At 63.1% G+C, this 13143-nt stretch carries 11 protein-coding genes; 3 read left to right on the top strand and 8 right to left on the bottom strand.

Annotated features, from left to right (window positions below; translation table 11 throughout):
- Nucleotides 1-2: 2 nt before the first annotated feature.
- From OIU19_RS23460 to edd, 8 genes are all read right to left on the bottom strand, one after another.
- Nucleotides 3-848 (bottom strand): carbohydrate ABC transporter permease, encoded by an 846-nt coding sequence (locus tag OIU19_RS23460; protein ID WP_264237007.1) that lies wholly within the window; start codon nt 846-848, stop codon nt 3-5.
- The gene (locus OIU19_RS23455) at nt 841-1749 is read right to left on the bottom strand and encodes a carbohydrate ABC transporter permease (RefSeq protein ID WP_186556423.1); all 909 of its coding nucleotides are present in this window, start codon (nt 1747-1749) and stop codon (nt 841-843) included. Before OIU19_RS23455 ends, OIU19_RS23460 begins: the two co-directional genes overlap by 8 nt.
- Nucleotides 1750-1905: 156 nt before the next feature.
- Nucleotides 1906-3192 (bottom strand): ABC transporter substrate-binding protein, encoded by a 1287-nt coding sequence (locus tag OIU19_RS23450; RefSeq protein ID WP_264237006.1) that lies wholly within the window; start codon nt 3190-3192, stop codon nt 1906-1908.
- A 108-nt stretch (nt 3193-3300) separates the two neighbouring features.
- The gene (locus OIU19_RS23445) at nt 3301-4551 is read right to left on the bottom strand and encodes an AGE family epimerase/isomerase (RefSeq protein ID WP_264237005.1); all 1251 of its coding nucleotides are present in this window, start codon (nt 4549-4551) and stop codon (nt 3301-3303) included.
- A gap of 142 nt (nt 4552-4693) precedes the next feature.
- On the bottom strand, nt 4694-6148 hold the full coding sequence (locus tag OIU19_RS23440; RefSeq protein WP_319004555.1) for an ATP-binding protein: 1455 nt from the start codon (nt 6146-6148) through the stop codon (nt 4694-4696).
- Nucleotides 6129-6854, bottom strand: coding sequence for a response regulator (locus tag OIU19_RS23435; RefSeq protein ID WP_186556427.1), 726 nt, complete (start codon nt 6852-6854; stop codon nt 6129-6131). The genes OIU19_RS23440 and OIU19_RS23435 overlap by 20 nt, the downstream gene beginning before the upstream one ends.
- A gap of 170 nt (nt 6855-7024) precedes the next feature.
- Entirely contained in the window at nt 7025-7984 is a 960-nt protein-coding gene (locus OIU19_RS23430; RefSeq protein WP_264237004.1) for a glucokinase, read from the bottom strand.
- Entirely contained in the window at nt 7981-9807 is a 1827-nt protein-coding gene (gene edd / locus OIU19_RS23425; protein ID WP_264237003.1) for a phosphogluconate dehydratase, read from the bottom strand. Before edd ends, OIU19_RS23430 begins: the two co-directional genes overlap by 4 nt.
- 281 nt (nt 9808-10088) lie before the next feature.
- On the opposite strand from edd, the gene gap reads away from it, so the two are divergent.
- The 3 genes from gap to OIU19_RS23410 all read left to right on the top strand — a co-directional run bounded on the left by gap (nt 10089) and on the right by OIU19_RS23410 (nt 12878).
- Nucleotides 10089-11090, top strand: coding sequence for a type I glyceraldehyde-3-phosphate dehydrogenase (gene gap, locus OIU19_RS23420; protein ID WP_264237002.1), 1002 nt, complete (start codon nt 10089-10091; stop codon nt 11088-11090).
- Between the two features lie 218 nt (nt 11091-11308).
- Nucleotides 11309-11821 carry an RNA polymerase sigma factor gene (locus OIU19_RS23415; protein WP_186556431.1) on the top strand — a complete coding sequence of 171 codons (513 nt, stop codon included), beginning with the start codon at nt 11309-11311 and terminating at the stop codon, nt 11819-11821.
- A 94-nt stretch (nt 11822-11915) separates the two neighbouring features.
- The gene (locus OIU19_RS23410; protein WP_264237001.1) at nt 11916-12878 is read left to right on the top strand and encodes a FecR domain-containing protein; all 963 of its coding nucleotides are present in this window, start codon (nt 11916-11918) and stop codon (nt 12876-12878) included.
- Nucleotides 12879-13143: the final 265 nt, after the last annotated feature.

The following is a 13143-nucleotide window of genomic DNA, read 5'->3' as shown; positions in this document are numbered from 1 at the left end:
ACTTACCCCTTGACCGCGCCGGCGGTCAGCCCGCGCACGAAATACTTGCCCGCCACTACGTAGACCAGCAGGGTTGGCAGCCCGGCGATCATCGCCGCGGCCATGTCGACGTTGTATTCCTTGGCCCCGGTGCTGGTGTTGACCAGGTTGTTCAGGGCCACGGTGATCGGCTGCGAATCGCCGCTGGAGAACACCACCCCGAACAGGAAATCGTTCCAGATCTGGGTGAACTGCCAGATCAGGCAGACCATGATGATCGGCGTCGACATCGGCAGGATGATCCGCCCAAAGATGGTGAAGAACCCGGCGCCATCGAGCCGCGCCGCCTTGACCAGGGCATCGGGAATGCTCACGTAGTAATTGCGGAAGAACAGCGTGGTGAAGGCCAGGCCGTAGACCACATGCACCAGCACCAGGCCGCTAGTGGTGCTGGCCAGGCCCAGCTTGCCCAAGGTGAACGAGGCCGGCAGCAGCACGGTCTGGAACGGCAGGAAGCAGCCGAACAACAGCAGGCCGAAGAACAGCTGCGAGCCGCGAAAACGCCACATCGACAGCACATAGCCGTTGAGCGCACCGAGGGTGGTGGAGATCAGCACCGCAGGCACGGTGATCATGATCGAGTTCCAGAAGTACCCGCTGACCGTGGCCCAGGCCTTGACCCAGCCAATGCCGGTGACCACCGTCGGCCAGCTCAGCAGGTTGCCCGAGCCGATGTCTTCCGGGGTTTTGAAACTGGTCAGCAGCATCACCACCAGCGGCACCAGGTACAGCAGTACAGCGCTCAGCAACACCGCGTGAATGGCGATGCGGCTCAGGCTCAGCGCCGGTTTGTCGAGACGATTAGTCATGGCGCTTGGTCCTCAATTCCGAGTACAGGTAAGGCACCAGGATCGCCAGGATCGCGCCGAGCATGAGGATCGCGCTGGCCGAGCCCATGCCCATCTGGCCGCGGCTGAAGGTGAAGGAATACATGAACATGGCCGGCAGGTCGGAGGAGTAGCCTGGGCCACCTGCGGTCATTGCCGCGACCAGGTCGAAGCTCTTGATGGCGATGTGCGCGAGGATCATCAGCGAACTGAAGAACACCGGCCGTAAGCTCGGCAGCACCACTTGCCAGTAGATCCGCGGCAGGCTTGCGCCATCGATCTGCGCGGCGCGGATGATCGACTGATCGACCCCACGCAAACCGGCCAGGAACATCGCCATGATGAACCCCGAAGCCTGCCAGACCGCCGCGATCACCAGGCAGTACACCACCCGGTCGGGGTCGATCAGCCAGTCCAGGCGAAAGCCCTCCCAGCCCCAGTCACGCAGCAGCTTGTCCAGGCCCATGCCGGGGTTAAGCAGCCATTTCCAGGCGGTCCCGGTGACGATCATCGACAGCGCCATCGGGTACAGGTAAATGGTGCGGATGAAACCTTCGCGGCGAATGCGCTGGTCGAGCAACACCGCCAGCAACACGCCGATCGCCAGGCTGATGCCGATGAACAAGCCGCCGAACACCAGCAGGTTCTTGCTCGCCACCCACCAGCGGTCGTTATCGAACAGCCGGGCATATTGGGCAAGACCGGCCCACTTGTAGGTGGGTAGGAAGGTCGAGGTAGTGAACGAGAGAACGAACGTCCACAGGATGTAGCCGTAGAAGCCCACCAGGATGATGAACATGCTCGGCGCCAGCACCAGTTTTGGTAGCCAACGCTGCAAGGCGTCCAGGGGTGAGGCCCGCAGTTGGGCGGTCAAGGTAGTCATGATTGCGATACCTGTCAGTCAGTGATGCCCCTGCAAGAGCGCTTATTGCCTAGGCAGCGCGATCCCTGTAGGAGCGGGCTTGCCCGCGAAGAGGCCGGCCCGCCGCCTCAGTGGATGGCAAGGGCAAGTTGCAGCAGCGATGGCTTCAGAGGCGTGTTATTGCGCCGCCTTGATGGCTGCACCGAGCTTCTTCGCAGCATCCGCAGGATCGGCCTTGGGGTCATTGATGTAGTTGGTCACCACATCGAAGAACGCCCCTTGCACCGCCAGGTTGGTCGCCATGTTGTGCGCCATGCTCGGTTGCAGGCCACCATTCTGGGCATCGGCAAGGAAGTCCTTGGCCGAGGTTTGCGCGCAGGCATCAAAGCCATGCTTGGCCATGTCGGCGAGCAGGTCCTTGCGCACCGGGATCGAGCCTTTGTTGGTGCTGAACAGCTTCTGGAAGTTCTCGCCCATGACCACCTTGGCGATGTCCTGCTGGCCGGCGGAAGTACCGGCATCCTTCTGCTTGAACACCACCAGCGAGTCGATGTTGTAGGTGAAGGCTTTGTCGGTGCCAGGGAACGGCACGCACTGGTAATCCTGGCCGGCGACCTTCTTGGCCAAGGTCCATTCGCTCTTGGCCCAGTCGCCCATGACCTGCATGCCGGCCTTGCCATTGATGACCTTGGCCGCCTCTAGGTTCCAGTCCTGGCCTTTGCCGTCGGCATCCATGTAGGTCGCGACTCGCTTGAGCTCGGTCAGCGACTTGACCATGTCCGGACCGGTCAGGGTGGCGTTATCGAGGTCGACGAAGGCTTTCTTGTAGCCGTCCGCCCCCATCACCGACAGCACTACCGCTTCGAATACGGTGCTGTCCTGCCACGGCTGGCCACCATGGGCGAGCGCAATGAAGCCTGCGGCCTTGAGCTTGTCGCCAGCGGCATAGAATTCTTCGAGGGTGGTCGGCGTTTTGTCGATACCGGCTTTCTTGAACACTTCAGGGTTGATCCACAACCAGTTGACCCGGTGAATGTTCACCGGCACCGCCACGTAGTCACCGTCGAACTTGACGGTGTCAGCGACCTTCTTCTCCAGCAGAGCGTCCCAGTTTTCAGCCTTGGCTACATCCTTGAGCACGTCGCTGTCGAGCAGCCCGGTTGAGGCCCAGTCCTGGATATCCGGCCCCTTGATCTGGGCGACGCCTGGCGGATTGCCGGCGACTGCACGGCTTTTGAGCACCGTCATGGCCGTTGCACCGCCACCGCCTGCAACTGCGCCATCTTTCCAGGTGAACCCATCTTTCTCGACCTGGGCTTTGAGTACGTCGACCGCGGCTTTCTCGCCGCCCGAAGTCCACCAATGCACCACTTCCACGCTGCCTTTGGAGTCGGCGGCCAGGGCGCTGAGGGGGAATAACGAGGCAAGAGAGATCGCGGCGGCGAGGCGGAGAGTCGAAGTCATCGGAGTACCTTTCTTGTTGTTATGCAGTGCAAGACTGTCGCTTGCGTTGCAGAGCAGTGTAATAACGCCTTGGCTGGCGCCAGGTAACGAAGCGCTGTGCGAATGTCATCACTTGGTTACATTGGCCCGGGCAAGTCCAGTAGCCAGGCTGGGCGCCAGCGGCAAAGCAGGCAGCAGCACGGCCTGGTAGGCATGGTAGAGGTCGGGTTTGCCGCCCCAGATGCTGGCGCTGGGCCGATTGCCTGGGTCCAACTCGTGGTGCCAACTGCCAGCGGCGCGGTCGATCAAGTGGCTATCGATGAACGCCCAGAAGCAGTGGTACCAGCGCTGGTAATGGGCCTCGCCGGTGCGCCGCCATAACGCTGCGGCGGCGGCGCTGGCTTCGGCGTGGGTCCAGTGCAGACGCTGGCGCACTACGGGGCGCTTCTCCCAATCCAGGGTATAGACGATGCCTGGGGCGCCGTCGGCGTGCCAACCGTGTTCACAGGCGCTGTCGAACAGGCCACTGGCGGCGGCCAGCAGCCACTCAGGCGTGGTCAGGCCGGCCAACTGGCGCGCGGCCTCCAGGTGCAGGAGCAAGCGTGACCATTCGAAGCCGTGCCCGGGGGTGATGCCATAGGGGCGAAAGCCATCGGCAGGGTTCGCCGCGTTGTACTGCGCCAGTGCTTGCCAGCGCGGGTCGAAATGCTCGATGACCTGATAACCGTTGGCCTTCGCCTGGCCTTGGATGATGCGTTCGACGATCCTCAGCGCGCGGTCCAGCCAGACGCTGTCGCCGGTGACATCGGCCAAGGCAAGGAACGCCTCGGTGGCGTGCATGTTGCTGTTAGCGCCGCGGTAGGCTTCCTCCTGCTGCCAGTCGCGGCTGAAACTTTCACGCAGGGCGCCCTCCGTTTCGCTCCAGAAATGTCTTTCGATGACCTCGCTTGCCGCTTGTAACAGCTGCGGCGCAGCAGTGCTGCCGGCGACTACTGCGGAGCTGGCCGCCAGGGCGACGAAGGTATGCAGGTAGGCAGCCTTGCCGGTATCGCCATAGCGAGCGGGCTTGGCGTACCAACCGCCGAAGCGGGCGTCGCAGAGTGGGCCGCTGAGGGCCGCCACACCATGCTCGACCAGGGCCAAACAGCCTGGAATGCCTTGCACATGGGCCATGGCGAAGCAGTGGGTCATACGCGCAGTGATGATGGTTTCGGCGATAGCCTCGTTGGGCAAACGCCCTAGTGCATCGAGGCCGGCGAAGCCTTCGGCATGTCGCGAAGCCTTGGCGAATGAGACCAGCCGTCGACCTTCAGCCAGCAACCAGGTGAGATGTGCGGGCGAATCGAGCGAACGGGTGAGCGGAAATTGATCGGTGCGCATCGACCTGCTTCGTCCTTGTCGAGGACAGGCAACATGCCTGTCGTGCAGCGAGATTCTAGCCAGCGCCCGGTGGCCGCCGTGTCACGAAGGCTTGGGCGAATGTCACCTCGTGGTGACATTTTCTGGGCGTTGTAGTGTCAGGTCACTCAGGCGTACGTGGCAGACACAAGGTCACCCGCAGCCCACCCTCACGCAAATTCAACAGGCTCACCTCGCCACCATGACTGTGGGCAATGTTGCGTGCGATCCCTAACCCCAAGCCATAACCCTGTTGCTTGCCCGCCAGGCGAAAGTGCGGCTCGAACACCTGCTCCATCTGCTGCTGCGGCACGCCTGGGCCCTGATCATCCACCTGCAAGACAAACCCTTCGACGCCATCGATGATGCGCAAATGCGCGCGCTCGCCGTACTTGATGGCGTTATCGATCAGGTTGCCAATGCACCGGCGCAGCGCCAGGGCCTTGCCTGGATAAGGCGCCTGGGCACTGCCCTCCAGGGTAATGCGGCCATCACCCAGATACGGCTCAGCCAGGATCTCCAGCATTTGATTGAGGTCGATCGGCTCGATGTTCTCGTGAATATCGGTGTCCTTCACGCACTGCAAGGCACCTTTGACCAGCAGCTCCAGCTCATCCAGATCACGGCTGAACTTGGCTTGCTGGCGCTCGTCCTCGAGCAACTCGACCCTCAGCCGCAGGCGGGTGATCGGTGTACGAAGGTCATGGGAAATGGCACTGAACAACTGGCTGCGCTCCGTCAGGTAGCGACTGATGCGTTCACGCATGCTGTTGAACGCGCGCCCCACTTCGACCACTTCGCTGCCGCCACCTTCGACCACCGGCGCTACATCGGCGCCCAGCGACAACTCTCGCGCCGCCCGCGCCAGGCGCTTCAAGGGCCGGCTTTGCCAATGCACCAGCAGGCCGATGAACAGTAACAGCAGGGCGGTGGTCAGGGCGATGAAACCCATCTGCTGACGGGGCAGCCGTTCGGCCTCAAGGCTGGTATAGGGCTCGGGCAGCAGCGAGGCGATATACAGCCACTCGCCCTGGCCCAGGCGAATCTGCGTCACCAACACCGGCGGATTGAGCGGCTCGAGGGTCAGCGAATAATGCGCCCACGAGCGCGGCAGTTCATCGAGCTTGAGCCCGCTGTTGAAGATGCGCAGCTCATCGGGGCTGACGAACTCGACGGACACTTCGATCTGCTGGCCGAGCCGCTCATGTAGCACCTGCTGGAACACCTCGATCACGGCCTGCTTGCGTGGGGTGATCGGCAGCACGGCCATGTCCAGCGGCTTTTCGTTGAGCGAAACGAAAAACCGCGTGCCGCCCATACTGCGCAACTGGTCGAGCACCATTGGCCGGTAGGCCACTGGCAGCGAGCGAAAATAACTGACGCTGGCACTCATCGAATGGGCCAGGCTACTGGCACTGGCCCGCAGCCCCTGCAGCTGGCTGGCGCGCAGTTGCGCGACCCAGATCAGGCTCGACAAACCCTGGGCGAGCAGCACTACCAACAACGTCAGCAGCAGCATCCGCCCCAGTAACGAGCGCGGCAGCAGGCGCCAACGCCGCTCAGTTAGCGGGGCAGACATGTGCCGCCAACAAGTAGCCGCTGCCCCGTACGGTGCGAATCAAGCGCGGCGGCTTGTCGGTGTCGCGCAGGCGTGAGCGCAAGCGGCTGACCGCCATGTCGACGATGCGGTCCAGCGGCATCGGCTCGCGCCCACGGGTGGCATTGCCGATGGTGTCGCGGTCGAGGATCTGCTGCGGATTGTCGAGAAACAGCTTGAGCAAGGCAAAGTCGGCGCCGGAGAGGATCACCTCTTCGCCGTCGCGGTGGAACAAGCGGTGGCTGACGGTATCCAGACGCCAGTCGTCAAAGGCCAGCACCGCACTGCTCGGTGCAGCCTGGCCAAATTCGGCGCGGCGCAGCAGGGCCTTGATGCGGGCCTGCAACTCGCGAGGGCTGAACGGTTTGCCAAGGTAATCGTCAGCGCCCAGTTCCAGGCCGATGACCCGGTCGGCCTCGTCGGAGCTGGCGGTGAGCATGATGATCGGCACCCGCGACAGGCGCGGATGCTGGCGGACCCAACGGCACAGGCTGAAGCCGTCTTCGTCGGGAAGCATGACATCGAGGATCACCAGGTCGCAGGGTGCGCTGTCGAGGGCCTGGCGAAAGCCTTGGCCATCGGCTTCGGCACGGACCTGAAAGCCCGAGCGGCTGAGGTAGGTTTGTAACAGTTCGCGGATTTCCTGGTCGTCATCGACCATCAGGATCGATCGGGCGGCAGTGCTCACAAAAATCCCTTCCCCTGGTCAGCGCGGGTCTGAATGCCCGCTGTTGTTGTGTGACCGCTAGATGGGTCCGCTTTGCGGTCCTTCGCGGGCCAGCCCGCTCCCACAGGGCTCAGCGTGATCCTTGTGGGCGCGGGCTGGCCCGCGAAGGGCCGCAAAGCGGATCCAAGATATCAATGTTCCAACGTTTGCTGCAGAGCGACACCGGCCCCTAGCAAGCCGGAAAACTCAGCCGTCACCAACCATACCGGCACACCGCTGAAATACCCACTCATGCACCCCTTGTCGGCAAAACTCGCGGCAAAGCCACTGCCCAGAAACAACTCGGCAAAGCGCGGAATCACACCGCCAACGATATAAACCCCTCCTCGCGCGCCCAGGGTCAGGACATTGTTCCCCGCTACCCGCCCAAGGAACCGGCAAAACTGCTCGACCACCGCCAACGCCCGTGGCTCACCGGCCAAAGCCGCATCGGTGATCTGCGCCGGGGTCGTGTGCCGCTGGACCTCGCCATCCAAGGCACAGATCGCCTGATACAAGCGCACCAACCCACCACCACTGAGCACGGTTTCGGCGCTGACATGGCCGATCTGCCGATGAATCTGCTGGTGAATGGCCGCCTCACGCGCGTTGCCCACCGGCAGGTCGACATGGCCGCCCTCCCCTGGCAACGCCAGCCAGCGCTGCTCACCCAAGCGCAGCAAACTGCCCACGCCAAGGCCGGTGCCAGGCCCGATCACCAGCGCCGGACGGCTCGGGTCGGCAGCACCGCCGCACACCTGGCGAAACTCGCCATCGCGCAGGCGGGTCATGCCCAGGGCCATCGCGGAAAAATCATTGATCAGTTGCAGGTGCTCGACTTGCAGGGTCTGGCAGAACGCCTTGCGGCTCAGCCGCCAGTGGTTGTTGGTGAAGCGAAACTCATCGCCATCCACCGGCCCAGCCACCGCCAGGCACACCGCCGCCAGGCCGCCACGGGCTATGCCTTGCTCACGCAGATAGGCTTCGATTGCCTGCTCGGGGCTGGTGTAGTCGGCGGTGGCCAGCACCTGCACGGCGTGCAGCTGGTTGTCGCGCCACAGGGCAAAACGTGCGTTGGTACCGCCAATGTCGCCAACCAGCAGGTCTTTCACTTGAGCTTCTCCAAGCCAGAGGTAAAGGCGCTGGCGCCCTGCTCGGCCGGGCTGAACGCCACACGCATGAAGCCGAACAGCTCGCGACCACAGCCCAGGTCATTGCCCAGCGGTGCGGCTGGCAGCTCGCGGCTGGCCAGTTCGTCGGCCGAGACCATCAGCTGCAAGGTGCCTTCGACACCATCGACCCGCACGATATCACCATCACGCACGCGCGCCAGCGGGCCACCATCATAGGCTTCCGGGCAGACGTGAATGGCTGCCGGGATCTTGCCCGATGCGCCGGACATGCGTCCATCGGTCACCAGTGCCACCTTGTAACCGCGATCCTGCAACACCCCGAGGAACGGCGTGAGCTTGTGCAACTCAGGCATGCCATTGCAGCGCGGCCCCTGGAAGCGCACCACGGCGACGAAGTCGCGCTCCAGCTCGCCAGCCTTGAAGGCATCGGCCAGCGACTGCTGGTCATGGAACACCCGCGCCGGCGCTTCGACGACCTGATGCTCAGGCGCCACGGCAGAGACTTTCATCACCCCGCGGCCAAGGTTGCCCTCCATGACCCGCAGGCCGCCTTCAGCGGAGAATGGCCGAGATACCGGGCGCAGGATGTCTTCATCCAGGCTCTGCAATGGGCCTTCGCGCCAGACCAAACGGCCATCCTCAAGGAACGGCTCCTGGGTGTAGCGGCGCAGGCCGTGGCCTGCCACGGTGTTGACGTCTTCATGCAGCAGCCCGGCATCGAGCAGCTCGCGAATCAGGAACGACATACCGCCTGCTGCCTGGAAATGGTTGATGTCGGCCTTGCCGTTCGGATAGACGTGCGACAGGGTCGGCACCACCTCGGAGAGGTCGGCCATGTCCTGCCAGGTCAGCTGGATGCCTGCTGCCTGAGCGATCGCCGGGAGGTGCAGGGTGTGGTTGGTCGAGCCGCCAGTGGCGTGCAGGGCGACGATCGAGTTGACCAGCGCCTTCTCGTCGACGATCTCACCCAACGGCATGAAGCTGCCGCTGGCCTTGGTCATCCGCGTCACTTGCTGCGCCGCCTCGGCCGTCAGGGCGTCGCGCAGTGGCGTGTAGGGGTTGACGAACGAGGCGCCGGGCAGGTGCAGGCCCATCACTTCCATCACCAGTTGGTTGGTGTTGGCGGTGCCATAGAAGGTGCAGGTGCCAGGGCTGTGGTAAGACTTCATCTCCGACTCGAGCAGTTCCTCGCGGCTGGCCTTGCCCTCGGCATAGCGCTGGCGCACGTCGGCCTTCTGCTTGTTGGAAATGCCCGAAGGCATTGGCCCGCCGGGGACGAAAATGGTCGGCAGATGGCCGAAGCGCAGCGCGCCCATCATCAGGCCCGGGACGATCTTGTCGCAGATGCCGAGCATCAACGCGGCATCGAACATGTTGTGCGACAAGGCAATCGCGGTGGACATGGCGATCACTTCGCGGCTGGCGATGGCCAGCTCCATGCCCGGCTCGCCCTGGGTCACGCCATCGCACATGGCCGGCACACCGCCAGCGAACTGGCCGACCGAGCCGATCTCGCGCAGTGCCTGTTTGATCTGTTCGGGGAAATGCAGGTACGGCTGGTGCGCCGAGAGCATGTCGTTATAGGCCGAGACGATCGCCACGTTGGCCGCGTTCATCATGCGCAGGCTGTGCTTGTCCTCGGCACCGCAACCGGCCACGCCATGGGCGAAGTTGGCGCACTGCAGGCTGGCACGCATGGGGCCATCGCTGGCCGCGCCACGAATCAGTTGCAGGTAGCGCTCACGGGTGGGACGGCTGCGTTCGGTCAGCCGTTGGGTGACCTCAAGGATGCGCGGGTGCATGTACTGGACTCCAGGCTGACTGTAAGGGTGGTCTGAAGCGGCATTTCCCCTCCAAACGATTGCGACCTAGGCTCAAGGTAAAGGTGCCTGGTGCAACGCGGAAGAAGCTCGCCCGACCACTCGTTGTATGTTTAAACAAAATACTGCCATCAAAAGGGCTTGTTTTCTATCCCGCAACGCATAATCTTGTAATTCCAATAACAAAACCGTTTCAGTGAAGACGCTTTATTTGGCTACAGACCTTGTGCCACAGCCTTCACCCGACTGCCAGAGGTATTGCCATGACCCTTCGCATCGCCATCAACGGATTCGGCCGCATCGGACGCAACGTCCTGCGCGCACTCTATACCCAAGGCTACCGCCAGGACCTGCAGGTCGTCGCAATCAACGACTTGGGTGACAGCGCAATGAACGCCCACCTGCTCAAGTACGACAGCGTGCACGGCATCTTCGACGCCCAGGTCGAGGCCGATCACGAGAGCCTGACCGTCAATGGCGACCGCATCGCCGTCAGCGCCATCCGCAATCCGGCCGAACTGCCGTGGAAGGCCGAGGCAATCGACGTGGTGTTCGAATGCACCGGCCTGTTCACCGAGCGTGCCAAGGCCGCTGCTCACCTGAGTGCCGGCGCGGGCAAAGTGATTATCTCGGCGCCGGGCAAGGGCGTCGATGCCACCGTGGTGTACGGCGTCAACCATGACGTGCTGCGCGCCTCGCACCAGATCATCTCCAGCGCCTCGTGCACCACCAACTGCTTGGCGCCCATTGCCCAGGTGCTGCACCGTGAGTTCGGTATCGAGCAAGGCCTGATGACCACCATCCATGCCTACACCAATGACCAGGTGCTGACTGACGTCTACCACAGCGACCCGTTCCGCGCGCGCTCGGCGACCCAGTCGATGATCCCCAGCAAGACCGGCGCCGCCGAGGCGGTCGGCCTGGTCCTGCCGGAGCTGGCCGGCAAGCTCACCGGCATGGCCGTGCGGGTGCCGGTGATCAATGTGTCGCTGGTCGACCTGACCGTGAACCTCAAGCGCGAGGCCAGCGCCGAAGAGGTCAACCAGCTGTTTCTCGAGGCCAGTCGCCACTCTCGTGTGCTCGGCTACAACGCCCTGCCGCTGGTGTCGTGCGACTTCAACCACAACCCGCTGTCGTCGATTTTCGACGCCAACCACACCCGCGCCTATGGCCGCATGCTTAAGGTGTTGGCCTGGTACGACAACGAATGGGGCTTCTCCAACCGCATGCTGGATAACTGCCTGGCGCTGTGTAGCGCACGCTAGGCCCAAGCCAGGCGATGTGAGAACCAGAGTACGTGGGAGCGGGCTTGCCCCGCGATAGCGCCGTCAGATCCAGCGCTATCGCGAGCGAGCCTCTTCTCACCCAGCCGCCCGATCCCACCTCTGCAAACATCACCTTACCAATTCTTTACCTGAGCAAGGCTTGACCAATAGCATGGATGATAAGCATTATCATTCATCCGCATCGGTCAGGTTTCCCCGTGAGTCAGTCTCGCTTCAACACCGTTTTTCTCTCCCAGCGTCTCAGCCTGCTGCGTACGCTACAGGGCATGGTGGGCAACCCCAGCACGGCGGAAGACCTGCTGCAGGAGACTTACCTGCGGGTCACCCGGGCCTTGGGCGAGCGGCCGATCGAGCATCTGGAGCCGTTCGTCTTCCAGACTGCGCGCAACCTCGCCCTCGATCACTTGCGCGCCCGCCGGGTGCAGGCGCGGACCCTGGTCGACGACGTGCCCGAGCAAGTGCTGCACAACGTTGCCGCACCAGCCAGCAGCAGCGAGGACGCCGCCCACGCCGAGCAACTGCTCAAGCACCTGAGTGTAAGCCTCAGCCAGCTGACCTCGCGCCAGCAGCAGATTTTTATCCTCAGCCGCCTGCATGGCGCCAGCTACATGGAAATCGCCGAGCAGTTGAACGTCTCGGCCAGCACAGTTCAGAAGGAACTGAAACTGATCATGGCCATCTGCATGGGTGTAGCCGATCGACTCAAGTGAGCCGACCGCTCGCCGCCTGGGTTTGGCAAAGCGCTTGCCTTGCCCCGGCGCAGCCATGATCATTTGCAAAAAACGCTCATCGCAAGGATCACCCGTGACCGACCGCCCCGCCCCCCGCCCATCACCCGCCGGGCCCGATACCCGCGCCCGTGCCATGGACGAGGCGCTGGACTGGCTGGTACGCCTGCAATGCGCCAACCAAGCAGACACCCATGAGTTCGAGGCCTGGCTCAGTGCCGCGCCGGAGAATGCCGAGGCCTACGTCGAAGCAGAGGCCTTGTGGAATGGCGCGCCCCTGCGCCAGGCCGCCGTGCAGATTCATCAAAGCCGCCGCAACGCCTTGAGCGCACGTGTTCGCCGCCACTGGAAACCGCTGGCGACAGCGGCAGTGCTGCTGGTCGGGCTGTTCACTTTTGGCAACCTGCCGGTGCGTTTGCAGGCCGATCACTTGACCGTGGTTGGCGAGCGCCAACGCTTGCAGCTGGATGATGGGGCCAAGGTCTTGCTCAACACCAATTCGGCGTTTGCCAGCGGTCTGCGCGATGGCCGGCCAGTCGCCCGGCTGCTGCAGGGTGAGGCGTACTTTCAGGTGAGCGGGGGCAGCCAATTACCTCTTGAAGTGCAAGCCGGACCGCTGCGGGCGCAGGTGCGCGACACTGATTTTGCGGTGCGTTACCTGGATGGCGAGGCGCAGGTTCGCGTGCAGCGGGGGGATGTCGACCTGCAGGCGGCGAGTGACCAGCGTATCCGGCTCACGGCCGGTGACAGCATCAGCGTTGGTCCGCAGGGCTTCGGTGAGCGGTTGCGGCCTGACATGCACAAGGATCTGGCCTGGGTCGATGGGCGGCTGGTGTTCGAGAACTGCCCGTTGAGCCAGGTGCTTGCCGAGGTGCGGCGGTACTACCCTGGGTGGATCATCAATCGCAATGATCAACTGGATCATGTGGCGGTGACCGGGAATTATCGGCTGGATCAGCCGCTGGAGACGTTGCGGGCGTTGGCTCATATGACTTCGGCGCAGTTGCATGAGTATCCGGCGGTGGTGATTTTGAACTGAGGTTGGGTTTGGGCTTGGGCTTGGGCTTGGGCTTGGGCTTTTAGAGGTTTGAGCATATCCATTGGCGAGGGTGGCGCTGAATCACCTTTCCGCCCTTACGGCGGGTCACTTTTTGGCAAACGCCCCAAAAAGTAACCAAAAAAGGCTGCGCTCCACCATCCGGCCCTCCGCTACGCTCCGGGTCCCCTCGCTTCGGTGCCTTCCGGGCCCGCGCGGCCTACGATTTGCTGCGCAAATCTACATCTCGCGCCTTCGGCTGCGCCGA

It is taken from the genome of Pseudomonas sp. BT-42-2, from assembly GCF_025847435.2.
GTDB classification, from domain to species: Bacteria; Pseudomonadota; Gammaproteobacteria; order Pseudomonadales; family Pseudomonadaceae; genus Aquipseudomonas; species Aquipseudomonas urmiensis.
The sequence above is the reverse complement of the archived record's forward strand: the minus strand, read 5'-3'. Positions and strand labels throughout refer to the sequence as shown.